Annotated in this window: 19 protein-coding genes; 9 read left to right on the top strand and 10 right to left on the bottom strand. The window is 66.3% G+C overall.

Going from position 1 to position 22,861, the window contains the following annotated elements:
• Positions 1-51 precede the first annotated feature (51 nt).
• Positions 52-834, top strand: a complete 783-nt coding sequence (gene lepB, locus ACQR1F_RS10235) for a signal peptidase I (protein ID WP_315801109.1) — start codon at positions 52-54, stop codon at positions 832-834.
• A gap of 165 nt (positions 835-999) precedes the next feature.
• Here lepB and groL read toward each other — a convergent pair whose 3' ends face one another.
• Together groL and groES are read right to left on the bottom strand one after the other, a co-directional pair.
• Positions 1,000-2,640, bottom strand: coding sequence for a chaperonin GroEL (groL, locus tag ACQR1F_RS10230; protein ID WP_315719441.1), 1,641 nt, complete (start codon positions 2,638-2,640; stop codon positions 1,000-1,002).
• A gap of 147 nt (positions 2,641-2,787) precedes the next feature.
• Positions 2,788-3,102 carry a co-chaperone GroES gene (groES, locus tag ACQR1F_RS10225; RefSeq protein ID WP_315801108.1) on the bottom strand — a complete coding sequence of 105 codons (315 nt, stop codon included), beginning with the start codon at positions 3,100-3,102 and terminating at the stop codon, positions 2,788-2,790.
• A 380-nt stretch (positions 3,103-3,482) separates the two neighbouring features.
• On the opposite strand from groES, the gene ACQR1F_RS10220 reads away from it, so the two are divergent.
• The 3 genes from ACQR1F_RS10220 (at position 3,483) to ACQR1F_RS10210 (ending at position 6,723) form a co-directional block, all read left to right on the top strand.
• A complete protein-coding gene (locus ACQR1F_RS10220) occupies positions 3,483-3,767 on the top strand; it encodes an usg protein (protein WP_315801107.1) in 285 nt (94 codons plus the stop codon).
• Between the two features lie 133 nt (positions 3,768-3,900).
• A complete protein-coding gene (locus tag ACQR1F_RS10215) occupies positions 3,901-4,479 on the top strand; it encodes a cupin domain-containing protein (protein WP_316176931.1) in 579 nt (192 codons plus the stop codon).
• Between the two features lie 222 nt (positions 4,480-4,701).
• Positions 4,702-6,723 carry an acyltransferase family protein gene (locus tag ACQR1F_RS10210; protein WP_434912956.1) on the top strand — a complete coding sequence of 674 codons (2,022 nt, stop codon included), beginning with the start codon at positions 4,702-4,704 and terminating at the stop codon, positions 6,721-6,723.
• On the opposite strand, the gene ACQR1F_RS10205 is transcribed toward ACQR1F_RS10210, so the two are convergent.
• Positions 6,661-7,911: a NupC/NupG family nucleoside CNT transporter gene (locus ACQR1F_RS10205; protein WP_434912955.1), complete on the bottom strand. Its 1,251-nt coding sequence runs from the start codon at positions 7,909-7,911 to the stop codon at positions 6,661-6,663. The two genes, ACQR1F_RS10210 and ACQR1F_RS10205, sit on opposite strands and share 63 nt — an antisense overlap.
• A gap of 116 nt (positions 7,912-8,027) precedes the next feature.
• Here ACQR1F_RS10205 and ACQR1F_RS10200 point away from each other — a divergent pair, with 116 nt between their 5' ends.
• Positions 8,028-9,254 carry an MFS transporter gene (locus ACQR1F_RS10200; RefSeq protein WP_315801103.1) on the top strand — a complete coding sequence of 409 codons (1,227 nt, stop codon included), beginning with the start codon at positions 8,028-8,030 and terminating at the stop codon, positions 9,252-9,254.
• 241 nt (positions 9,255-9,495) lie between these two features.
• Here ACQR1F_RS10200 and ACQR1F_RS10195 read toward each other — a convergent pair whose 3' ends face one another.
• The 5 genes from ACQR1F_RS10195 to ACQR1F_RS10175 all read right to left on the bottom strand — a co-directional run bounded on the left by ACQR1F_RS10195 (position 9,496) and on the right by ACQR1F_RS10175 (position 14,861).
• Positions 9,496-10,251: an SDR family oxidoreductase gene (locus tag ACQR1F_RS10195; protein ID WP_434846338.1), complete on the bottom strand. Its 756-nt coding sequence runs from the start codon at positions 10,249-10,251 to the stop codon at positions 9,496-9,498.
• Between the two features lie 34 nt (positions 10,252-10,285).
• Positions 10,286-11,044 carry a peptidase gene (locus tag ACQR1F_RS10190; protein ID WP_315714729.1) on the bottom strand — a complete coding sequence of 253 codons (759 nt, stop codon included), beginning with the start codon at positions 11,042-11,044 and terminating at the stop codon, positions 10,286-10,288.
• Between the two features lie 205 nt (positions 11,045-11,249).
• A complete protein-coding gene (locus ACQR1F_RS10185) occupies positions 11,250-12,098 on the bottom strand; it encodes a transglutaminase family protein (protein ID WP_434884295.1) in 849 nt (282 codons plus the stop codon).
• A gap of 163 nt (positions 12,099-12,261) precedes the next feature.
• Positions 12,262-13,206: an alpha-E domain-containing protein gene (locus ACQR1F_RS10180; protein ID WP_315801100.1), complete on the bottom strand. Its 945-nt coding sequence runs from the start codon at positions 13,204-13,206 to the stop codon at positions 12,262-12,264.
• Between the two features lie 236 nt (positions 13,207-13,442).
• Complete coding sequence (locus ACQR1F_RS10175) at positions 13,443-14,861, bottom strand: circularly permuted type 2 ATP-grasp protein (protein ID WP_315801099.1); 1,419 nt, start codon at positions 14,859-14,861, stop codon at positions 13,443-13,445.
• Positions 14,862-15,089: 228 nt separating this feature from the next.
• Here ACQR1F_RS10175 and ACQR1F_RS10170 point away from each other — a divergent pair, with 228 nt between their 5' ends.
• The 3 genes from ACQR1F_RS10170 to ACQR1F_RS10160 all read left to right on the top strand — a co-directional run bounded on the left by ACQR1F_RS10170 (position 15,090) and on the right by ACQR1F_RS10160 (position 17,115).
• Entirely contained in the window at positions 15,090-15,827 is a 738-nt protein-coding gene (locus ACQR1F_RS10170) for a competence/damage-inducible protein A (RefSeq protein WP_315759531.1), read from the top strand.
• Positions 15,828-15,865: 38 nt separating this feature from the next.
• On the top strand, positions 15,866-16,387 hold the full coding sequence (gene gpt / locus ACQR1F_RS10165; RefSeq protein ID WP_315714724.1) for a xanthine phosphoribosyltransferase: 522 nt from the start codon (positions 15,866-15,868) through the stop codon (positions 16,385-16,387).
• Positions 16,388-16,497: 110 nt separating this feature from the next.
• Positions 16,498-17,115 carry a hypothetical protein gene (locus ACQR1F_RS10160; protein WP_434912954.1) on the top strand — a complete coding sequence of 206 codons (618 nt, stop codon included), beginning with the start codon at positions 16,498-16,500 and terminating at the stop codon, positions 17,113-17,115.
• 51 nt (positions 17,116-17,166) lie between these two features.
• On the opposite strand, the gene ACQR1F_RS10155 is transcribed toward ACQR1F_RS10160, so the two are convergent.
• Together ACQR1F_RS10155 and ACQR1F_RS10150 are read right to left on the bottom strand one after the other, a co-directional pair.
• Entirely contained in the window at positions 17,167-20,403 is a 3,237-nt protein-coding gene (locus tag ACQR1F_RS10155; RefSeq protein ID WP_434912953.1) for an autotransporter outer membrane beta-barrel domain-containing protein, read from the bottom strand.
• A gap of 440 nt (positions 20,404-20,843) precedes the next feature.
• Entirely contained in the window at positions 20,844-21,866 is a 1,023-nt protein-coding gene (locus ACQR1F_RS10150) for a methionine synthase (RefSeq protein ID WP_434913007.1), read from the bottom strand.
• A gap of 137 nt (positions 21,867-22,003) precedes the next feature.
• Between ACQR1F_RS10150 and ACQR1F_RS10145 the strand changes: the two genes are divergently transcribed.
• Positions 22,004-22,708, top strand: coding sequence for a glutathione binding-like protein (locus tag ACQR1F_RS10145; protein ID WP_434912952.1), 705 nt, complete (start codon positions 22,004-22,006; stop codon positions 22,706-22,708).
• Positions 22,709-22,861 lie beyond the last annotated feature (153 nt).

Genomic DNA, 22,861 nt, shown 5'->3' with positions numbered 1-22,861 from the left:
GCAGGCTCGGGCCTTCCCTCATCCTCAGGGTGTGAAGAGGGGGAAGACGCGATGACGAGCCTGGAGGTGGGCGCGACCGGGCCGAGGCGCGAGCCGTGGTGGGCGATCGTAGCGATCTTCATCGCGGGCTTCGTGGCTCTTTGCCTGCTGCTGGCTTCGCCGGTGCTGATCCGCACCTTTCTGTTTCAGCCGTTCAACATTCCTTCATCCTCGAACATTCCAACGCTTCTCGTCGGCGATATCTTCTTCGTGTCGAAATATCCCTATGGCTACAGCCGCTTCACTTGGCCGTTGTCATGGCCTTCGTCGCTGCCGCCGTCGGCGCGGATCTGGGGTGCGACGCCTGCGCGCGGCGATGTCGTCGCGTTCTTCCTGCCGAAAGACAATGCGACCGTCTATATCAAGCGCGTCGTCGGACTGCCCGGCGATCGCGTCCAGATGAAGGACGGAGTGCTCTACATCAACGATACGGCCGTCGCGCGCGAGCGGGTCGAGGATCTGACCGGAGAGGCGGCCTGCGGGGGCGATGCGACCGAGCGCGTCAAGCGCTGGCGCGAGACCTTGCCGAATGGCGTGAGCTACGAGACGCTGGATTGCGTCAGCAACGGCTTCTTCGACAACACCAATGTCTTCGTCGTGCCGCCCGGCCGGCTGTTCATGCTCGGCGACAACCGTGACAACTCGACCGACAGCCGCGTGCTGTCCCAGATCGGCTATGTGCCGATCGAGAACGTCATCGGCCGCGCCGCCATGATCTTCTTTTCGGCCGCCGGTGCCGGCAAAGGCAGGCCCGGCCGCATCCGCTTCGAGCGGATCGGGACGATGGTGAGGTAGGCCGGTCGCGGATGTCGTAGCCCGCACGAGCGAAGCGACGAGCGGCACTGCCGACTCTGGTTCTCGAGACCCCGGATATCGCTTCGCTCATGCGGGCTACGCTCTGAGCAAAGAAAAGGGCGCGGCTTTCGCCGCGCCCTTGGTATCTTCGCGAGGAGGCCGGACTTAGAAGTCCATGCCGCCCATGCCGCCGCCCGGAGGCATCGCGGGGCCGCCGGCGTTCTTCTTCGGCAGCTCGGCGACCATCGCCTCGGTGGTGATCAGCAGGCCGGCCACGGACGCTGCGTTCTGGATCGCGGCGCGCACGACCTTGGTCGGATCGATGATGCCCTTGGAGACCATGTTCACGTAGTCGCCCGACTGCGAGTCGAAGCCGTACGCATACTGCTCCTTCTCGAGGATCTTGCCGACGATGACCGAGCCGTCCTCGCCCGCGTTGATGGCGATCTGGCGGGCCGGGGCGGAGAGCGCCTTGCGGACGATCTCGATGCCGGTCTTCTGGTCCTCGTTCTTGGCGCGGACGCCCTTGAGCTGCTCGGAGGCACGGAGCAGGGCGACGCCGCCGCCCGGCAGGATGCCTTCCTCGACAGCCGCGCGGGTCGCATGCATCGCGTCATCCACGCGATCCTTGCGCTCCTTCACCTCGACCTCGGTCGCGCCGCCGACGCGGATCACCGCGACGCCGCCCGCGAGCTTGGCCAGACGCTCCTGCAGCTTCTCACGGTCGTAGTCCGAGGTGGTCTCCTCGATCTGCGCCTTGATCTGCTGAACGCGCGCCTCGATGTCGGCCTTCTTGCCGGCGCCGTTGACGATCGTGGTGTTCTCCTTGTCGATCATCACCTTCTTGGCGCGGCCGAGCATGGAGAGGTTGACGTTCTCGAGCTTGATGCCGAGGTCTTCCGAGATCGCCTGGCCGCCGGTCAGGATCGCGATGTCCTGCAGCATGGCCTTGCGGCGATCGCCGAAGCCCGGCGCCTTGACGGCAGCGACCTTCAGGCCGCCACGCAGACGGTTGACGACGAGCGTGGCCAGAGCCTCGCCCTCGACGTCCTCGGCGACGATGACCAGCGGCTTGCCGGTCTGCACCACGGCCTCGAGCAGCGGCAGCAGCTCGTTCAGCGACGACAGCTTCTTCTCGTTGATGAGAATGTAGGCGTCGTCCATCTCGACGCGCATCTTGTCGGCGTTGGTGACGAAGTAGGGCGAGATGTAGCCGCGATCGAACTGCATGCCCTCGACGACGTCGAGCTCGGTCTCGAGCGACTTGGCTTCCTCGACGGTGATGACACCCTCGTTGCCGACCTTCTTCATGGCGTCGGCGAGGAACTTGCCGATCTCGGAGTCGCCGTTGGCGGAGATGGTGCCGACCTGGGCGATCTCGTCGTTCGACGTGACCTTCTTGGAGTTCTTGACGAGATCGGCGACGACCGCCTCGACCGCGAGGTCGATGCCGCGCTTCAGATCCATCGGGTTCATGCCGGCGGCAACCGCCTTGGCGCCTTCGCGGACGATGGCCTGGGCCAGCACGGTCGCGGTGGTGGTGCCGTCGCCGGCCGCGTCAGCGGACTTCGAGGCGACTTCGCGCACCATCTGCGCGCCCATGTTCTCGAACTTGTCGTCGAGCTCGATCTCCTTGGCGACGGTGACGCCGTCCTTGGTGATGCGCGGCGCGCCGAACGACTTGTCGAGGACGACGTTGCGGCCCTTCGGACCGAGCGTGACCTTCACGGCATTGGCGAGAATGTCCACGCCGCGCAGCATGCGGTCGCGGGCTTCGACGCCGAACTTTACGTCTTTCGCTGACATATTGGGTTTCCCTGGTTTTGATCGAGATCCTCGTCCTGAGGAGCCCGCGCAGCGGGCGTCTCGAAGGACGAGATGAGGAGGTGGTTGGGGCCTCATCCTTCGAGACGCCGGCTCAAGCCGGCTCCTCAGGATGAGGGGCAACGGCGCTTAGGCGGCCTTCTTCTTGGCCGCGGTGTCGGTGAGCACGCCCATGATGTCGCTCTCCTTCATGATGAGCAGCTCCTGGCCGTCGATCTTGACCTCGGTGCCCGACCACTTGCCGAACAGCACGCGGTCACCGACCTGAACGTCGAGCGGGACGAGCTTGCCGCTCTCGTCGCGGGCGCCGGGGCCCACCGCGATCACTTCGCCCTGCGAGGGCTTTTCCTTGGCCGAGTCGGGGATGATGATGCCGCCAGCGGTCTTCTCTTCGGCGTCGATGCGCTTGACCACGACGCGGTCGTGAAGCGGACGGAAAGCCATACAGTCCTCCTAAGGTATTGAAGCGATTGTCAGTTTCTGGAGATTTGGCAGTCGGCGCCGGCGAGTGCCAGCACGCGGGCTGGATTTAGGGGAGAGTTTTATGCCGGGCAAGGCCTTGTAGCAGAAAAATTAGCAGTCGATCGCGGGCTCTGCCAAAGCGTTCCGACAGCGTTAACGGAGGCGGAACGAACCGCGAAACCCCGTATTAGCACCTGGGCTAAGTGGCTGCTAATGCAGCATTTTTCAACATGTCGTTAAACATTTAAGCTTGAGATGGGTTGAGGACATGCGTCACATTTCTAGGCAGTGAGCGCATCGTTGCCGGGTGGCTCCATCCCCGGTCGGCCACACGGACATGCGCTCCAGAAACGGAGGTTGGCATGGTGTCGAGGGTTGAGGTTTCCGAGGACTTTCGGAAACAGGTGCTGGGTTACGGGCTGACGACCGCGCAGATCCTGTATCGGATGCCGGACCATCGCTCGCTGCTGCAGACCTATGTCTGGCAGAACTACGACCTGTTTCCGAAATTCCCTGCGCTGCAGGACTTCCTGGCGTTCTGGGAGGAGAAGATCGAGGGCCCGCTGTACTCGGTCACCGTGGCGCATTCCAAGCTGATCAAGCCCGCCGAGCTGCGCGCCGTCGACGGCGTGTTCGTGCTGCATTGAGCTGACAACCCCGCCATCGGTGTCATTCCGGGCTCGTGCTGCGCACGCCCCGGAATGACGACCTTTGTTGGAGCTCTGCCGAGTCCCCCCAATTGTGATAGCCTCTGACCCGAGGACTCGCAGGGAGAGCGCCATGGCCAAGAAGAGCCGCAGCACCACATCATCATCACGCGCCGCCGCGAAGGCTGCGCCGCGTAAGGTCGCAAAGACAAGGCCGACGGCGAAGACTGCCGCCAAGACAGCCGCCAAGCCAGGCAGGGCGGCTGCACCGTCCGCGCGCAAGGCGCTCGTGAGCAAGGGGCGGCCAGCGCCGGCGCCGCGCCGGCGCAAGCAGAAGGTCGCGATCAGCCATCACCGCGAGGAGGATTTCAGGGCCGACGGCCTGCGCGCCTATGCGCATTATCGCGACCTCGGCATCGCCGACGCGACGCACGGCCTGGCGCGCGCGCATGTCATCCGCATGCTGCCACCGTGCAATCCGCAGGAAGTCTCCAAGCTGCACACCCATGCGATCGACTTCCAGATGGTCTATGTGCTCAAGGGCTGGGTGAAGAGCTACCTCGAAGGCGTCGGCGAGACGCTGATGAAGGAGGGCAGCTGCTGGACCCAGCCGCCGAAGATCCGCCACATGATCCTCGACTATTCCGACGACGTCGAGCTGCTCGAGGTGATCCTGCCGGCCGACTTCAAAACCGTCGAACTGTCGACGTAAAGCCGACAGAAATGGATGGAAACATCCGCGACGCGGTGGACGGCGGTCCCATCGCGCGTGTGTGTTGACATCCGGTCTCGCGTCATTGGGACGGATGGGCCGGCGACGAATCCGTCAGACGTGTTCGTCGCGGGCTTGCGTAAAGGCGTACCCGTCCCGTTGCCGCGCTTCGTCGTCCAGTTCGCTCCGACCATTGCGTGCGCGCCTCGCACGCGTGCATCGATGCAGCCTCGCATCGCCAACGCGGGCGCCGGCTCGGCTTCAGGTGCAGGCCATCGCGAGGACATCGACTGGCTGCGCGCCATTGCGGTGCTCTCCGTCGTCGCATTCCATTTCGAGGCGCCGGCGATCTTCGGTGGCTTCGTCGGCGTCGACATCTTCTTCGTCATCTCAGGATACCTGATCACCGGCATCATCGCGGCAGAGATGGCGCAGGGCCGCTTCTCGTTCGCACAATTCTACGAGCGGAGGGTGCGGCGGCTGCTGCCGGCGCTCTACGCCATGGTGGCGTTCGCGGCGCTCCCGGCGTCGCAGGACATGCTGGGCTCCGAGCGCGCCGAGTTCCTCCGTTCCGCGGCCGCCGTCGTCACCTTCACCTCGAACATCTTCTTCTGGCTGCAGTCCGGCTATTTTGACCACGCGGCGGTCGAGAAGCCGCTGCTGCATACCTGGTCGCTGGCGGTCGAAGAGCAGTTCTATCTGGTGCTGCCCGTGGTGGTCTGGGCCGTGCTGCGGCTGGCGCGCGGCCACAGGCTCGCGCTGCCGGTCACTCTCGCGCTGCTTGCCACAGGCTCGTTCGCGCTCGGCCTGATGCTGATGCGCGGCGGCGCGTCCGCGAGCGCGTTCTTCCTCAGCCCGCCGCGCGCCTGGGAATTCCTGCTCGGCAGCCTGGTCGCGATATCCGGCCTTCCCGCGCCGCGGCCGGGTCTCGTTCAGCGCGGCGCCCGCGCGCTGTCGCTGCTGCTGATGGCGGTGCCGATCCTGGCGCTGCGCCCCGGACCGGGCTTCCCCGGCGTCGACGCGCTGGCGCCATGCCTCGGCGCGGCGCTGTTCCTGTGGAGCGGCGCCGGCGTGGCCAATGTGCCGCGCAGCCCGCTGTCGCCGCTCGGCGTGGCGGCGTTCTTCGGCCGCATCTCCTATTCGCTGTATCTCTGGCACTGGCCGCTGTTCGCCTTCGCGCGCTTCGCCAAGCCCGGTCTCGCGCTCGACGGCTGGGAGCGGGCGGCCCTGTTCGTCCTCACGGTCGCGGTCGCCACGCTGTCCTGGCGCTTCATCGAGCAGCCGTTCCGCAACCGCCGGCTCGCGGCGACTCCGCGCGCCGCGTTCGGTCTTGCGGCGCTGGCGAGCCTGCTGCTGCTGGCCGGCAGCGGCGTCGGCCTGCTGCGCGCCGGCGCGGTGTCTGACAACGACCGCGCGGCGCAGCGGCTGGACGCCTACAATGCCTACGACATGAAGCCGGTCTATCGCTACGGCACCTGCTTCACGACACCGGACGGCCGGGTCGCCGAGGATTGTCTGCAGGCGGTGGCCGGCAAGACCAATGTGCTGCTGTGGGGCGACAGTTTTGCGGCCCACTACTATCACGGCCTCAGGGCCCAGCTCGATCCGGACACCGTCAACATCATGCAGGCGAGCCAGCCCACCTGCATGCCGACCTTCAGCGCGGAGACGCAGGGCGTCGCGGCCTGCCGCGCCCTGGCGAGCCAGATGCGCGACTATTTCGCGCAAGCGCGGCCCGACCTCGTGGTGATGTCGGCGGACTGGCTGGAGAACGCGCGCCCGCCGCGGTTCGCCGGCATGGTGCGCGACCTCAAGCAGACGCTGCAACGGCTGCAGGAGGCCGGCATTCCGGTGGTCCTGCTCGGTCCCTCCGTGCAGTTCCGCGCGCGGCTGCCGTCGATGCTGGCACGCGCCACCCTGCGCGGCGTGACGCCCGATCCCGCGGCATTCGTCCGCTCGGACATCTTTGCGCTGGATGCCGCGATGCAGGCTGCGCTGCCGAGTGGCGAGGGCTTTTCCTACGTCTCGATCCTGTCGGCGGTCTGCGAGGACGGCCGCTGCCCGCTCACCGCCGGCGACGTCCCGCTGTCCTTCGACCACGCGCATCTCACCGCGGCGGGCTCGCGCCATGTGATGGCCCGGATCGCGCCGCTGCTTCTCCCGCAGGCGACGGAGCTCAGCTTACGTCAGCAGGCCGACGATCGCACCCATCAGACAGGTGGTGAGGGTGCCCGAGACGATTGACTTGAGGCCGAGTGCGTTGATCTCGTCGCGCCGCGTCGGCGCCATGGTGCCGAGGCCGCCGATCATGATGCCGAGGCTGGCGAAGTTGGCGAAGCCGCACATCGCATAGAGCATGATCAGCCGCGCGCGCGGATCGAGCGCGCCTGCATCGAGCTTCGCCAGCTCGACATAGGCGATCAGCTCGTTCAGCACCGTCTTGGTGCCCATCAGGCTGCCGGCGGTGACGGCCTGCGGCCATGGCAGGCCCATCAGCCAGCACACCGGCGCCATCACGAGGCCGAGCAGCCGCTGCAGCGAGACGTCGGCGCCGCCGATGGCGGGCAGCAGCGACAGGATCGCGTTGGCGAGATGCACCAGCGCGACGAGCACCAGCAGCAGCGCCACGATGTTCATCAAGAGCTCGAGCCCGGCGCGGGTGCCCTTGACGATCGCGTCCATGGTCGAGGTGGCCTCGGTCCCGGGATCTGCGAGCGCGCCGCCGGTGAGCTGCTTCGAGGTCTCTGGCACCATGATCAGGCTGATCAGGATCGACGCCGGCGCGCCGAGCACCGAGGCGATGACGAAATGCGCGGCAGCGTCGGGGATCAGCGGCGCCAGCAGCGTGGCGTAGAGCACCAGCACGGTGCCGGCGATGCCGGCCATGCCGCCGGTCATGACGAGAAACAATTCGCTGCGCGTCATCTGCGCCAGATATGGTCGGATGAACAGCGGCGCTTCCACCATGCCGAGGAAGACATTCGCGGCCGTCGACAGGCCGACCGCGCCGCCGACGCCGAGGGTGCGCTCCAGCAGCCAGGCCATGCCGCGCACCAAGGGCGGCAGAACTCGCCAGTAGAACAAGAGCGTCGTGAGCACGCTCATCACCAGCACGATCGGCAGCGCCTGGAAGGCGAGCACGAAATCGGCACCGGGCGCCTTCAGCTCGAAGGGCAGGGCGCCGCCGCCGACATAGCCGAAGACGAACGAGGTGCCGGCCCGGGAGGCCGACGAGATGGCGCCCACGACATCGTTGATGGCGCCGAACGCGCGGGCGACGGCGGGGACCTTGAGCAGGACGATAGCCGTCACGAGCGTCACCACCAGCCCGAGCCCGGCCTGTTTCAACGACACCGCGCGCCGGTTTTCGCCGAGCGCCCATGCGATCGCCAGCAGCGCGACGATCCCGAACCCCGATTGCAGCTGAAGCATCAGATCCCCCGAACCCCGTTTCATTATGAGCGCAGGGAACTGCCGCGTGCAATGCCGCGCGGCCATGCGGGGCCCGCGATTGACAAGCCATGAGGGCTGCGTCACGCAGGCGCATTATGTCGTCCACCGTCCCGATCGGCGCGCGCGATCTCCTGAAGCAGAGCGCGTTCCTGTTCTTCCTGTCGTCCCGCAGCCTGTCGCGCTTTGCGAGCCAGATCGCGGCGGTGGCGATCGGCTGGCAGATCTACGATCTGACCGGGCGCGCCTTCGATCTCGGCATGGTCGGGCTGATCCAGTTCCTGCCAACGGCCCTGCTGGTGTTCGTCGCCGGCAGCGCCGCCGACCGATTCCAGCGCAAGCGCGTCGTGCAGCTCTGTCAGCTCGTCGAGGCGCTGACCGCGCTCTATCTGTGCTGGGGCGCCACTACCGGCCAGCTCGGCGAATTCCAGCTGTTCGCGGCGGTCTTCGTGCTCGGCATTGCCGGCGCGTTCGAGAGCCCCGCGACCGCGGCGCTGCTGCCGCTGATCGCGCCGGCCGGCACGTTACAGCGTGCGAGCGCGCTGTCGAGCGGCGCCGCGCAGCTCGCGACCATCGCGGGGCCTGCGATCGGCGGCTTCGCCTATGCCGTCGCGCCCGGTGTGCCCTACGGCATCATGATGCTGTTCTGGATCGGAGGCATGGCCCTGACCGGCCTGATGCAGGTGCCTGATGACGTGCCGGCCGAGCGGCTCGAGGGCAGCAAGGACGATCTGTTCGCCGGCGTCCGCTTCATCCGCGCCAATCCGGCGATCCTCGGCACCATCTCGCTCGATCTGTTCGCCGTGCTGCTCGGCGGCGTCACTGCGCTGCTGCCGATCTATGCGCGCGATATCCTCGACACCGGGCCGTTCGGGCTCGGCGTGCTGCGCGCCGCGCCCGCGGTCGGCGCGCTGGCGATGACGGCGGTGCTGGCGCGCTACACCATTCGGCGGCGCGTTGGCCTGCGCATGTTCCAGGCGGTCATCGTGTTCGGTGCGGCGACGGTCGTGTTCGCCGTCTCGCAGGTGATGTGGATTTCGGTCGCAGCGCTCGCCATTCTCGGCGCCGCCGATACGATCAGCGTCGTGATCCGTTTCTCCCTCGTCCAGCTCGCCACGCCCAACGAGATGCGCGGCCGCGTCGGCGCGGTGAACTTCCTGTTCATCAACGCCTCCAACCAGCTCGGCCAGTTCGAGAGCGGCGTCACCGCCGCGCTGTTCGGCGCCATGCCGGCCGCCATCCTCGGCGGCCTCGGCACGATCGCGATCGCGCTGGCGTGGATGAAGCTGTTTCCCGAGCTGAGGAAGGTCGAGCGGTTGGAGTAGCGGGCCAGCATCGGCTCGCGTCGGAGGAGAGAACGGGTTGTGACGACGGTTTCTCCGTCATTCCGGGGCATCGCGCAGCGATGAGCCCGGAATCCATAATCGCGACACGTCGTGTGGCGGAGAAGAGCGCCACATCCATCTCGTACCAAATAACCGCTCGTGGCCATGGATTCCGGGCTCGCGCTTCGCGCGCCCCGGAATGACGTGAGGAGAGAGCGGGGGCCGTGATCGGAAACGGCGATCAGCCGCGTCCGACGAACGGCATCTTCGTCGCCATCACCGTGATGAACAGGACGTTGGCGTCGAGCGGCAGGCCGGCCATGTAGGCGACGGCGTCGCCGACGGCCTTCACGTCCATCCGCGGCTCCGGCATCATGCGGCCGTCGGGCTGCAGCACGCCGCCGACCATGCGCTCGGTCATCGGCGTCTCGGCATTGCCGATGTCGACCTGGCCGACCGCGATGTCATAGGCGCGGCCGTCGAGATTCGAGGCCTTGGTCAGGCCCGTGATCGCGTGCTTGGTCGAGGTGTAGGGCGACGAGAACGGACGTGGCGCATGCGCCGAGATCGAGCCGTTGTTGATGATGCGGCCGCCGCGCGGCGACTGGTCCTTCATGATGCGGAACGCGTGCTGCGTGCACAGGAACGGCGCGGTGAGATTGGTGGCCACCACCTGCTGCCATTGCTGCAGCGTCAGGTCTTCGAGCGGCACCGGCGGCGCGCCCATGCCGGCATTGTTGAACAGCACGTCGAGCCGGCCGTAGGTCGACTTCACGGTGTCGAACAGCGCCGCGATCGAGGCGGGGTCCGTCATGTCAGCCGGTACGGGGAGGCTCATGCCGGACGGACCGAGCTTGGCGGTTTCCTCCAGCATCTCCTTGCGGCGCCCTGCCAGCACCACGGTGAAGCCGGAGTTCATCAACGCCAGCGATGCGGCGCGGCCGACCCCTGTGCCTGCACCCGTCACCAGCGCGATCTTCTTTGCCGCTTCAGCCATGTTTCCTCACCTTCAATTCAAGCGTTTTGCAGTTTCAGTGTTTTGACTCGCTCTGAGTCTTATAGGGCGGCCGCGGGATGTTGTTATGCGCCGCGCGCAGGGCCGCCGACCAGCGCGAGCGGAGATCGTGGAAATAGGGCTCGCCGGCCTCGATGCGATGATTGAGGTCGGCCTCGCAGGCCTCCGCGCGCACCACCAGGACGTCGATCGGCAGGCCGACGCCGAGATTCGAGCGCATCGTCGAGTCCATCGAGATCAGGCCCGTCTTCAGCGCCTCGTAGAGCTCGACGTCGTAGTGCATGGCGCGGTCGAGCACCGGCTTGCCGTATTTGTGCTCGCCGATCTGCAGATAGGGCGTGTCGGTGGTGCATTCGATGAAGTTGCCGGCGGTGTAGACCATGAACAGCCGCATCCGCGAGCCCTTGATCTGGCCGCCGAACAGGAACGAGACGTCGAACGAGATGTCCTCAGCCTTCAGCGCCGGCCCTTCGGTGGCGTGCACCATGCGGATCGCCTTGCCGATCCGCTGCGCCGCCTGGAACATGGTCGGCGCGTTCATCAGCGTCTCCACCTCGCCGGTGTCGGGGTCTTCCATTCCTTCGGTCAAGGTCGACAGCACGGACTGGCTGATGGCGAGATTGCCGGCGCTGGCGACCGCCACGATGCGCTCGCCCGGATTGGAGAAGATGTGCAGCTTGCGGAAGGTCGAGACGTTGTCGAGACCGGCATTGGTTCGGGTGTCCGCGATCATGACGAGGCCGTCACGCACCAGAATTCCGCAGCAATAGGTCATCTCAGTCCCCTCGAGCCATTGCGCGAATTACTAGCGAAAATCGACGGTCCCTCCAACCCCGCAGTGCTGTAGCCCGGATGAGCGGCAGCCGGCGCCCGTAGGGCGCTGGTGGGAGCGATATCCGGGATCTCACGCGCTTTCTCGGAGAACCCGCATGTCGCTTCGCTCATGCGGGCTACGGGGCTACGGGCGCGCGTTCCGGAATTCAGGACTGGCGCTGCGACTGTGATTGGGACTGGCCGCCGCGGCCGACCTGCTCGACCTTCACCTTGACGGTGAGCGTCTCGGTGCCGCCGCCATAGCGGGTGCCGCGCACTGGCGCCGCGCCGAGATAATCGAGCCCGATCGCGACCCGGACATGGGCGTCGGTGGTGCAGATGCAGTTGGCGGCGTCGAAGCCGACCCAGCCCAGATCCGGCACATAGGCTTCCGCCCAGGCATGGCCGGCCTCCTGGTGCACCGCACCATCGGAGCGCAGGAAGTGGCCGGACACGAAACGCGCGGGGATGCCGGCGGCGCGCGCGCAGGCAATGAAGATGTGCGCATAGTCCTGGCAGACACCGCGCTTCAGTCCGAAGGCTTCCGCCGCCGAGGTGCCGCTGTGGGTCGGATCCTCGTCGAAGGTCATGTGCTCGTAGACCAGCGTCATCAGCGTGTGCAGAAGACCGAGCACGTCGCTCTCGGACTCCGCGCGCAGATCGCGCACGACTGCGGCCATGGCGGCATTGGCGGCCGTAAGCGGCGTCTGCCGGAGGAAGAAGCTGGGCGGGAAGCGCTCGTCCGCGCCCTTCAGCACGCCGCCGGTGTCGTGGGTCTCGACCAGACCCTCGGCCGTGATCGTGAGATCCTCGAGCGCGCCGTGCGTGATCACATGGGTGACGTTGCCGAATGCGTCCTCATGCATGTCGAGGCGGGAATCGGTCGACACGTCGATCTGCCACTCCGCCACATATTGGCCGTCATTGCTGCCGGGCGTCATGCGGATGATCTGGATGACGCCGGTCGCCGCCGGCTCGTAGCGGTAGGTGGTGGAATGGGAGATACGCAGGCGCATGGCGGTCGACCAGTCTTCGTCAGATGTGCTGTCCGCGGTAGCTCGTTTCACCTCTCCCTGAAAGGGGGGAGGAGGATCCCTCGGGCGGAGGGCAGGGCGCCGGGTGCCGGACGTGGTCTCGCAGACACAGTCCAGCGGGCCGCGATCGCTGTCTCCACTGCGCTCAGATCAGGTACTGCTTGGTGATGATCTCTCCGAGCCGCGAATTGTCGGCGATGAACTCCTGGATGAACTCGTGCACGCCATGCTGGAAGATGTCGTCCATGTTGGAGTGGTCGAGCCGGTTGCGGACGCCGCGGGCATGGCGCTGCGCCGCCCCCTGGCGGCCATAGGCGACGCCGATCTGGTCGAGATTGCGGACGAGGTTGCCGTAGCAGCTCGCCAGCGAGCGCGGCAGCGTGTCGTTGAGGATCAGGAGGTCCGCGATCAGCCAGGGCTTCAGCGTCTCGCGATAGACCCAGTGATAGGCCGTGAGCGCCGACACCGAGCGCAGGATCGAGGTCCACTGATAGTAGTCCAGCGGGCCGCCGACATGCTCCTCCTCGGGCAGCAGCACGTGATATTTGACGTCGAGGATGCGGGCGGTGTTGTCGGCGCGCTCGAGATGCAGGCCGAGCCGCGAGAACCAGTAGGCGTCGTTGCGCAGCATGGTCCGGTAGGCCGAGCCGTCGAAGCGCAGCGAGGTCTCCTGCACGAAGCGCAGGAAGCGCGCCAGCTCCTCGCGCGTCTTGGCGCCCTTGCTCCAGACTTCCTGCAGCTCGATCCAGGATCCGTTGAGGGTGTCCCACATCTCCGACGTCAACGCGGTTCGCACCGAGCGGGCGTTGAGACGGGCGGCCTCGATGCAGTTCTTGATCGAGGACGGGTTCGACTGGTTGAACGAGAGATATTCGACGACGTTCTGCTCGTTGGCCTCGGAGTAGTGCTCGTAGAAGCTGACATTGACGCCGGCGGTCATCAGCGCCGATTCCCATTCATTGGTCTTGCCGATATAGGCCGCGGGAAGCGCCGTGACGCGCAGGGTGGCGTCGATGGTGCGGGCAAGGTACTCGGCGCGCTCGACGTAGCGGGCCAGCCAGTACAGGTTTTCGGCGGTGCGCGACAGCATGGGCAATCTATGAGGTGCGGAGGAGACGGTGCGCTCCCTCTCCCCGTTCTTCACGGGGAGAGGGCTGGGGTGAGGGGCAGCCGCACGGGTGGTGCGAGTTGATGGACCTGTACCCCCTCACCCGGATTGCATCTTTCGATGCAATCCGACCTCTCAGCGCGAGCGAAGTTCGTCGCGCCCCCGCAGGCGGGGAGAGGTTGCAGCGAGCAAGCTCAGAACCCTGTGCAAACCAACTCTTACTCATCCAGCACCCATGTGTCCTTGGTGCCGCCGCCCTGGCTGGAATTCACCACCAGCGATCCCTCCTTCAGCGCCACGCGGGTGAGGCCGCCGGGCACGATGGTGGTGCGGTCGCGTCCCGTCAGCACGAACGGCCTGAGATCGACATGGCGTGGCGCCAGGCCGGACGCGACGCAGGTCGGGCAGGTCGACAGCGCGAGTGTCGGCTGGGCGATAAAACCCTCCGGCTCGCGCTTCAGCTTGTCGCGGAACGCCTCGATGGTCGCCTTGGTGGCGGCCGGGCCGATCAGCATGCCGTAGCCGCCGGAGCCGTGCACCTCCTTGACGACGAGCTCGCCGAGATGGTCGAGCACGTAGGACAGATCGGCTGGCTCGCGGCAGCGCCAGGTCTGCACGTTCTTCAGGATCGGCTCCTCGCCGAGATAGAACTTCACGACGTCGGGCATGTAGGAGTAGATCGCCTTGTCGTCGGCGATGCCGGTGCCGACCGCGTTGGCGAGCGTGACATTGCCGGCAACATAGGCCGACATCAGCCCGGGCACGCCGAGCGCCGAATCCGGTCGGAAGGTGAGGGGATCGAGGAAGTCGTCGTCGACGCGGCGGTAGATCACATCGACCCGCTTCAGCCCCTCGGTGGTGCGCATGAACACCTCGTCGTTCTTGACGATGAGGTCGCGGCCCTCGACCAGCTCGATCCCGAGCTTGTCGGCCAGGAACGAGTGCTCGTAATAGGCGGAGTTGTAGATGCCGGGCGTCATCAGTGCGACGGTCGGCTCGGCCGAGGCGCTGAGCGGCGCCACCGAGCGCAAGCACGACAGCAATTCGTCCGGGTAGCGCTCGACCGGCGCGACGCGGTGGCGCGCGAACAGGTCCGGAAACAGCCGCATCATGATCTCGCGGTTTTCCAGCATGTAGGACACGCCCGACGGCGTGCGCGCATTGTCCTCGAGCACGATGAAGTCGTTGGCGTCGACGCGGACGATGTCGATGCCGGCGATGTGGACGTAGACGTCGTGCGGCACGTCCTGGCCGTTCATCTCCGGGCGGAAGACCGGGTTCTGGAAGATCAGGTCATCCGGCACCACGTTGGCGCGGAGAATGTCGCGGCCGTGATAGATGTCGCGCAGGAACATGTTCAGCGCCTTGACGCGCTGCTTCAGCCCCTTCTCCAGCAGGATCCATTCCTTGCCGGAGAGGATGCGCGGGATCACGTCGAACGGGATCAGCCGCTCCTGCGCCTCCGCCTCGCCATAGACCGCGAAGGTGATGCCGATTCGCCGGAACAGCAGCTCCGCCTCGTGGCGGCGATACTCCAGCGCCTCCGGCGGCGTTTCCTTCAGCCACCGCGACAGCTCCTGATAAGCCTGACGGACGTCGCCGCCCGGCTCGTTCATTTCGTCGAACGCAACTGCCATAGATGCCCGTGTGTCCCAGCCTCGCCATACACTGCATGACTCCTTGGGATGGTAGCAAGGGGCGGGCCAGCGCGATATGCATTCTCCTGCGGCATTTCGTGGGGGTTGCGAAAGCTGTGCCCGAAAAACCGGCTGCGTGGTGCTCAAATCCGCGGCATAGACTGCGACGTTCCGGATGACATTGGCGCCGTGGCGGGCCAAAAGAGACGGCAGATGCGAGGAGAAACCATGAGCGAGATCGTCACCGCGGGGTTGCTGGTCATCGGCGACGAGATCCTGTCCGGCCGGACCAAGGACAAGAACATCGGCTTCATCGCCGAATACCTCACCAATCTGGGCATCGACCTCAAGGAGGTTCGGGTGGTCTCCGACGACGAGCCCGACATCATCGCCGCGCTCGATGCGCTGCGGCATCGCTACACCTATGTGTTCACCACCGGGGGCATCGGACCGACCCATGACGACATCACCGCGGATGCGATCGCGAAGGCGTTCGGCGTCGGCATCGACCATCATCCCGAGGTCGTGGCGCGCTTCCGCGAGCGCTGGAGCGAGCAGGAGCTCAACGAGGCCCGGCTGCGCATGGCGCGCATCCCCGACGGCGCCGAGCTGATCCAGAGCGCCACCATCCTGGCGCCCGGCTTCAAGCTCGGCAACGTCATCGTCATGGCCGGCGTGCCGTCGATCATGCAGGCGATGATGGACATCGTCGCGCCGAAGCTGAAGTCCGGCGTGCGCATGCTGTCGGAGACCGTCCGCGCCAATGCCCGCGAGGGCGACATCGGCGGTCCCCTGCGCGAGATCGCCAAGGCGCACCCGGACACCATCATCGGCAGCTATCCCTTCATCGACGAGGACCAGAAGCCGAACACGCATCTCGTGGTGCGCTCGCGCGACCAGGACAAGCTGTCGGCGGCGATGGCGGCGGTGAAGGAGATGCTCGCCGGGCTCAACGTGACGCGCTAAAGCAGGTGCAGCTTTCGAGAACTCACGGACGAGACGAGATGCCAGACAAGACTTTGAGTGCAGAGGAGCGCGCGGGCCGGGCCTTCCCGGTGTCCTGGGACCAGTTTCATCGCGATTGCCGGGCGCTGACCTGGCGGCTGAACGAGATCGGGCCGTTTCACGCCGTGGTGGCCATCACCCGCGGCGGACTGGTGCCGGCAGCGATCGTGGCCCGCGAGCTTGGCGTGCGCGTCATCGATACGATCTGCATCGCGAGCTATGACCACACCAAGCAGGGCGAGCTTCAGGTCCTGAAGGGCATCTCGGCTGACACGGCGCAACTCGGCGGCGGCACCGGCAAGGGGCTCCTGATCGTCGACGATCTCGTCGACACCGGCAAGACCGGGCGCATGGTCCGCGAGATCCTCCCCGACGCCCATTTCGCCACCGTCTATGCCAAGCCGAAGGGCCGACCGCTGGTCGACACCTTTATCACCGAGGTGTCGCAGGACACCTGGATATTCTTCCCCTGGGACACCGCGCTGTCGTTCGCACCGCCGCTGCGTGACGGGGCGGCGTGAGCTCAACGTCGTCATTGCGAGCGACGCGAAGCAATCCAGAGCTGTGGACGGGACTCTGGATTGCCTCGTCGCTTCGCTCCTCGCAATGACGGCTGGTGGGGAGCGCCGCCATGCCGCTGCAGAACCGTGTCACCCCGACCGGCGACATCGTCGCCACGCCGCATCGCGGCCTGTTCACCGGCAATCGCGGCATCATCCATGATCCCGCGACGAAGACGCTGCTGAACAAGCGCTGGTCGAGTCCTGCCTGGCTGGTCTGCCTGTGCGACTTCCGCGGCAAGCGCCGCGAGGTGATGGCGACGCGGAGCTGGACTGAGCTGTTCTTTCTCGACGAGGCGACCGCCTTCGCCGCCGGCCATCGCCCCTGCTTCTACTGCCGCCGCGACGACGCCAAGAGGTTTCGTGCGGCGTGGGAGGAGGGCAACGGCGTCGGGGCTCTGCGCATCTCCGAGATTGATCGCGTGCTCCATCGCGAGCGCCTCGATCGCGGTCGCAAGCACTTGCATCCGCTGCCGACGCCGCTCGCCGCCTTGCCTGACGGGGCCATGGTGCAGGCAGGCGAGGAGAGCTTTCTGATCCGAAAAGGCAGGGCGCTGCCCTGGTCGGCGGCGGGCTATGACGCGCCACGCGCAGGGATCACCGATGCGTTGCTGCTGACCCCGCCCTCGACGCTGCGCGCGATCAAGGCGGGCTACGCGCCGGTGCTGCATCCGAGCGCGATGACCTGACCGTCGGGTGATCGGAGCGCCGTACGGATGCGCCGCGCGCAGCTCCGCGCGTCACCACGTGTAGCGCACGATGCCCTTGCCGCCGTAGCTGCGGGTCACATCCGAGAACTCGCCCTCGAAGCTCGCGGCGGCCGACCAGCCATTCCGCCACTTCATTTCAGCGGAGACCGTGGTCAGCGCTGAATTCTGCGCCTGCCGCGCGCCGTTGACGACGAAGGATGCGCCCGGAAGGGTCTGGAACGTGGCCCCGGCCGACCGGCTGGGGTTGAAGTCATAGGCCCAGGCGAAGCGGCTTCGCAGCGTGAACACGCCATCGGCCAACGCATAGGCCTTGTCGGTGCGCAGGCCCAGCTCCGACCGCGTATCGGTGACGTTCTGCGATCCAAAGCGCAGCGCGAACGTGTTGGCGCCGGAGACAGCATTCTCCGCATAGCCCGGCAGGCTGAACGTCGTGAATTGCGCCGCGGCGTAAGGCGTGATCCCGAACCCCATCCAGGGCGCCACGAAGCGATAGCCGCCCTCGACCCGGCCGGCAAAGGTGTTGGCGTCGAAATTGGCGCGCAGCTGGTCGACGCCGGCCACGGTCACGGTGCGGTTGGTGGTGATGTTCTGCCAGCCATAAGCCAGTGCTCCCGAGATATAGCCTGCGCCGATATTGTGCCTGACGAAGGCGCCGGCCTGGAACAGGTCGGACCGGCCGCTGCCGCCATTGGCGACGCTGAACGTGGTGCCGCCGCCGGCCATCGAGAACCCGGCGATGGTGAACGGCGAGAAGCGATAGTCGGCGCCGACGGCCGTGCCGTAGAGGTTGCTGGTCGTGTTGTTCGAGCCGAGCGCGGTGTTGCCGTCGGTGGTCTGCGAGCCGCCGAACCCGGCTGCCCACACGCTCCAGCCCGGCCTGGCCACGGGCGCGGCCGGCGCCTTGGTGTAGATCGCGGCCAACGCGTCGTTCGGATTGCGCTTGGACGCAAAAGCGAGCGTCTCTTCCGCGTAGCCGATCGCGCCGCTGGGCGCAGAGCCCTGGTCGCCGCGGCCGCCGACGAACGGATCGGTCATGACGCCCATGAACTGCGTCATCGCATTGAACGTCGTCTGCTGCGAGCCGGTCGCGGTCTCGCCCGAGATCTGCGTCAGCCCCGCTGGCGTCAAGCCGGTGAAGACGACGGGAATGCTGCCGTTCGTGTTGAAGTAGTTGCTGAGCGCGTTGCTGACGTTCTGCTGGTTGACGCTCGCCGACGACGTGCCCATCGAGAGGTTGAGGAAGACATCGTTGCTGTCATAGCTCAACGTCGAGGTGAACCCGGCTGGGAGGTTGGTGTTGGTGATGCCGCTGAACGTGCCGCTGACGCCGCCGGTGGCGGTGAGAATGGTGTATTGCTTGGAGATGTAGCTGCCGTTTGCGAAGGTTGCGGTGACGGCGGCGCCCCCGAGCGTCGCAGTGCCGGTGACGGTGGCGAACGACGCCGTGGTCGGATTCACCTGCACCAGGTATTGCGCGCCCGACTGGAAGGCGAGGTTGCCGACGACAGCCATGGAGGACGCCGGCGCGCCGTTGCCTGGCGCGAACGAACCTGAGATCGTCGCGTTGGCGCCGGTGACGGTGCCATCTCCGCTCAGCGTGCCGAACGTCTTGTTGAAGCCGTTGAGATCCAGCGTGGCGCCGGACAGCACGCTGAAGACCGTGCTGGCACCGAACGCGCCGGCCGAACCCGCGCGCAGCGTACCGGCGTCGACATTGGTCGCGCCGGTGTAGGTGTTGGTGCCCGAGAGCAGCAGGATGCCGCCGCCCGCCTTCACCAGGGTGCCGGCGGAGGCGCCGTCGCCGACGATGCCTTGCAACGTGGTCGTGGTCGCGCTGGCTATGTCGATCGTCGACAGCCCGGCAATCTTGAAGTCGCGGCCGTTGGCGAACGTCGTCGTGCCGGTGACCGCCAATGTGCCGCCGTTGGAAATGATCACGTCGTTGGCGACGTTGCCGAGATTGGCGGTGGCGCCGACCGAGAGCGTGCCGGCGTTGATGTTGACGCTGCCGGTGAACGTATTGGTCGCCGACAGCACCAACGTGCCGATGCCGGTCTTGTTGATCGCCGTGTTGACGCCGCCGGTCGTCAGTCCGGTGCCGCCGATGGAGTCGCCGTAGGTCACGGCGCCACCGGACACGCTGATATTGGCCGTCACGCCGCTCAGGAAGATGCCGGCGCCCTGCGCTGCGCCGGCCGCCGCCGAAAACCCGTTGATGGCGCTTGGCCCGATGCCGATGCCGGGGGTGCCGGCGGCGCCACCGGTGACGGTGTTGCCCGAAATCGGCGAGTCGAGAATCGTCAGCGTGCCGCCGGTGGCGACGTAGATGGCGCCGCCATTGGCTGCGCCGCCATTGCCGCCGGCGCCGCCGTCGGAGCCGGGCCCGGGCCCGCCCGAGCCGCTGGCATTCGTCGCGCCGTCGCCGCCGGTGCCGCCGTTGCCGCCATTGGCGTTGCCGGTGCCGCCCGGATTGTTGTTGGTGTAGGTGTTGCTGTTGGTGGTGCCTGAGCCGCCGCCGCCACCGCCGCCGTCGCCGAGCGCGGCGCCCGCGGTGCCGGCCGTGCCTTGCGTGCCGGTATGTCCGCCGGTGCCGCCCGCACCGCCGCCGCCGCTGGCGCCGCCGTTGTTCGCGGCGCCGCCCGCGCCGCCATTGCCGCCGTTCACCGGGTCGGCTGCCGCGTTCTGTGCGCTGCCGCCGTTGCCGCCACTGCCGCCGGTGGCGCTGTTGCTGGTGAAGGTTACCGCGGCGATCGTGACGTTAGCGCCGCTGCCGACCAGCAGGCCGCCGCCGGCACCGAGACCGCCGCCGCCGCCGCCGCCGGAGCCATAGGCCAGGCCGCCGCTATAATAGCCGTTCTGGCCGTTCTGGCCGTTGCCGCCGATCGCGGCCGTGTTGGTGATCGCCAGGCTGGAGATGTTCACGGTCGGCGCGTTGGCACCGTTGACGACGATGCCCTGAAACGAGGAGGCGCCGTTGATCGTCTGGCCATTGCCGGTGATGTTCACCGTGACGTTGCTGTTGGCGGCCTGCAGTTGCGCAAGCGAGCTCGACAGCGTGAAGCCGCTAGTGATGTTGATGGTGACGGTCGAGTTGGCGCCGGCGGCCGCGACCGCTGCCACCGCCGTATTCCAGTCGGTCTGGTTGGCGACGTCGATCGCCAGGGCCTGGGTGCTCAGGAAGGTGCTTGCGCACAGGATCGATAGGGCCAGCCATCGCCGAGACTTTGATTTCGGAGCAGCAGTAATCGTTCTCGCAATGCAAGTCATCCCCATCCCCAGCAATGAAGGCAAACGTCAGATTTGAAACTGATGCAGGCGGCGGAATCTCACCGCGTTAATAGGTAGTAACGAAATGAAATGCTCGTACACACATTGTCAAGAACGCGAAAGACACACTGCTCTGCCAACGATGTTGCTGGGTATTTCGCTACCACGGTTGCCGAAGTTGATCACGACGAGATGTCGTCCCGTCGGCAGTGAGCAGCTCCAAACTAACAGTAAGATGCACATGAGCGCTGCGCGCAGCGGGCCCAACGCTGCTGCTGATTCATCCGGAGTCTTACCGGCCGGTGTGCTCGCGCGAGCGCTCGTCAGCGTGCGAGAGGAGCCGACCGGGAGACAGGTGGTGACCTGTGATGCTCCGCGGGCACCGCGTGAGTCGCGATGGGCGCCAGCATCGGTCGGCGTACGCCGTCAATCGTGGCCGCTCAAGCGAACCGCTGCCGCGCCAGCTTGGCGCCGGTGCCGAGCGCCATCAGCTTGGCCTCGGCGACCTCGCGCCGCATCGGGGCCATGCCGCAATTGGTGGTGGCGATGATGTTCTCCTTCGGCACCACCTTCATGACGTCCTCGATCGTCTTGCAGACGTCCTCGGCGGTCTCGATCGCGTCGCTGGCGACATCGATGACGCCGGCCTGCACGATCTTGTTCTTGAGCAGGCCGAGCAGCTCGATCGGCACCTTCGAATTGCGGCATTCGACCGCGACCTGCTGGATCGTGCTGGCGTCGATCACGGGGAAGGTCTCCTCGTATTGCCGCCACTCGCCGCCCAGCGTCTCCTTCCAGTCGGTGTTGGCCTTGATGCCGTAGCCGTAGCAGATATGCACCGCGGTCGGGCAGGTCAGTCCCTCGGCGGCGCGCTCCAGCGCCTTGATGCCCCAGTCGCGTACCTCGTCCATGTAGACGTTGAAGGCGGGCTCGTCGAACTGGATCATGTCGATGCCGTCGACGTGCAGCGCCTTGGCCTCCTGGTTCAACAGCTCGGCGAAGGCGAACGCCATCTTGACGCGATCGCCATAGTAGTTGTCGGCGATGGTGTCGATGATGGTCATCGGCCCGGGCAAAGTGAACTTCACGGCGTGCGTCGTGTGGGTGCGCGCGATCCGCGCCTCGTCGCCATGGACGCGGCCCTTCAGCGAGAGCGGCGCCACCACCTGCGGCACCATCGCCTTGTAGCGGTCCTTGCGGATGCCCATCTCGACCTTGTGCGCGAAGTCGATGCCTTCGACACGCTCCAGGAAGCCGTGCACGAAATGCTGCCGCGACTGTTCACCCTCGGTGAGGATGTCGATGCCGGAATCCTCCTGCAGCTTCAGCGCTAGGATGGTCGCGTCGCGCTTGGCGCGCGCCAGCTCGTCGCCCTTGGACTTCCACGGCGCCCACAGCACGTTCGGCTCGGCCAGCCATTCCGGCTTGGGCAGCGATCCTGCGATGGTCGATGGAAACAGCATGGTCGGACTCTCCGGCATATGGGCGGTCAGGCTTGAGCGCCTGTCTGCCATGGCTTACCCTTCAGGTACAGAAGAACGAAGCCGCCTCGCGTGTTCCGCAGCGCGGCATAATGGTCCGGGGAAGGAATCGGGGAAGGATGATCGATCTCCATTACGCGCCGACGCCGAACGGCTGGAAGATCTCGATCATGCTCGAGGAACTCGGGCTGCCTTATACCGTCATTCCCGTCGACATCCGCGCCGGCGAGCAGTTCAAGCCGGAGTTCCTGGCGATCAGCCCGAACAACCGGATTCCCGCGATCGTCGATCACGCGCCGGCCGATGGCGGCGCGCCGTTCCCGGTGTTCGAGACCGGCGCGATCCTGATCTACCTCGCCGACAAGACCGGCCGTTTCCTGCCGCAGGAGATGCGGGCGCGCTCGCGTGTCATCCAATGGGTGATGTGGCAGATGGCCGGACTGGGGCCGATGATGGGGCAGCACGGCCATTTCGCGCTCTATGCGGCCGAGAAGATCCCTTATGCGATCCAGCGCTACCGCGACGAGGTCATCAGGCTGTTCCATGTGCTCGACGTGCAGCTCGGCAAGACCGGCGCCTATGTCGCCGGCGACGACTACTCGATCGCCGACATCGCCTGCTTTCCCTGGATGATGACGCACAAGGCGCAAGGCCTTACCCTCGACGACTATCCAAACATCAAGCGCTGGTACGCGGACTTGCGCGCGCGGCCGAAGCTGCAGGCGGGGCTGGCGATCGGCAAGTTCGTCAAGGAGCCGTTCAACGACCAGACACGCCATGTGATGTTCGGCGCGCGGGCGAAAGAGATGACGGGGCGGTCGTGAGCGGATTCACGACAGCGCAAGGAGCATGACGTCAGACCAGCAAGACCGGGTGTGCAGCCCCTCGATTGCTTCGTCGCTTCGCTCCTCGCAATGACGGAGAGAGAGGTTTGCGCCAACTCTCTCCGTCATTGCGAGCGAAGCGAACCAATCCAG

The organism is Bradyrhizobium sp. HKCCYLS3013 (assembly GCF_051167615.1).
GTDB lineage: Bacteria > Pseudomonadota > Alphaproteobacteria > Rhizobiales > Xanthobacteraceae > Bradyrhizobium.
This window is presented reverse-complemented; position numbering and strand designations above follow the sequence as displayed.

What these genes read in the sequence shown, in the direction of transcription:
- lepB (WP_315801109.1), top strand. Translation starts at nt 52, where the DNA reads ATGACGAGCCTGGAGGTGGGCGCGACCGGGCCGAGGCGCGAGCCGTGG.
- groL (WP_315719441.1), bottom strand. Translation starts at nt 2,640, where the DNA reads ATGTCAGCGAAAGACGTAAAGTTCGGCGTCGAAGCCCGCGACCGCATG.
- groES (WP_315801108.1), bottom strand. Translation starts at nt 3,102, where the DNA reads ATGGCTTTCCGTCCGCTTCACGACCGCGTCGTGGTCAAGCGCATCGAC.
- ACQR1F_RS10220 (WP_315801107.1), top strand. Translation starts at nt 3,483, where the DNA reads ATGGTGTCGAGGGTTGAGGTTTCCGAGGACTTTCGGAAACAGGTGCTG.
- ACQR1F_RS10215 (WP_316176931.1), top strand. Translation starts at nt 3,901, where the DNA reads ATGGCCAAGAAGAGCCGCAGCACCACATCATCATCACGCGCCGCCGCG.
- ACQR1F_RS10210 (WP_434912956.1), top strand. Translation starts at nt 4,702, where the DNA reads ATGCAGCCTCGCATCGCCAACGCGGGCGCCGGCTCGGCTTCAGGTGCA.
- ACQR1F_RS10205 (WP_434912955.1), bottom strand. Translation starts at nt 7,911, where the DNA reads ATGCTTCAGCTGCAATCGGGGTTCGGGATCGTCGCGCTGCTGGCGATC.
- ACQR1F_RS10200 (WP_315801103.1), top strand. Translation starts at nt 8,028, where the DNA reads ATGTCGTCCACCGTCCCGATCGGCGCGCGCGATCTCCTGAAGCAGAGC.
- ACQR1F_RS10195 (WP_434846338.1), bottom strand. Translation starts at nt 10,251, where the DNA reads ATGGCTGAAGCGGCAAAGAAGATCGCGCTGGTGACGGGTGCAGGCACA.
- ACQR1F_RS10190 (WP_315714729.1), bottom strand. Translation starts at nt 11,044, where the DNA reads ATGACCTATTGCTGCGGAATTCTGGTGCGTGACGGCCTCGTCATGATC.
- ACQR1F_RS10185 (WP_434884295.1), bottom strand. Translation starts at nt 12,098, where the DNA reads ATGCGCCTGCGTATCTCCCATTCCACCACCTACCGCTACGAGCCGGCG.
- ACQR1F_RS10180 (WP_315801100.1), bottom strand. Translation starts at nt 13,206, where the DNA reads ATGCTGTCGCGCACCGCCGAAAACCTGTACTGGCTGGCCCGCTACGTC.
- ACQR1F_RS10175 (WP_315801099.1), bottom strand. Translation starts at nt 14,861, where the DNA reads ATGGCAGTTGCGTTCGACGAAATGAACGAGCCGGGCGGCGACGTCCGT.
- ACQR1F_RS10170 (WP_315759531.1), top strand. Translation starts at nt 15,090, where the DNA reads ATGAGCGAGATCGTCACCGCGGGGTTGCTGGTCATCGGCGACGAGATC.
- gpt (WP_315714724.1), top strand. Translation starts at nt 15,866, where the DNA reads ATGCCAGACAAGACTTTGAGTGCAGAGGAGCGCGCGGGCCGGGCCTTC.
- ACQR1F_RS10160 (WP_434912954.1), top strand. Translation starts at nt 16,498, where the DNA reads ATGCCGCTGCAGAACCGTGTCACCCCGACCGGCGACATCGTCGCCACG.
- ACQR1F_RS10155 (WP_434912953.1), bottom strand. Translation starts at nt 20,403, where the DNA reads ATGACTTGCATTGCGAGAACGATTACTGCTGCTCCGAAATCAAAGTCT.
- ACQR1F_RS10150 (WP_434913007.1), bottom strand. Translation starts at nt 21,866, where the DNA reads ATGCTGTTTCCATCGACCATCGCAGGATCGCTGCCCAAGCCGGAATGG.
- ACQR1F_RS10145 (WP_434912952.1), top strand. Translation starts at nt 22,004, where the DNA reads ATGATCGATCTCCATTACGCGCCGACGCCGAACGGCTGGAAGATCTCG.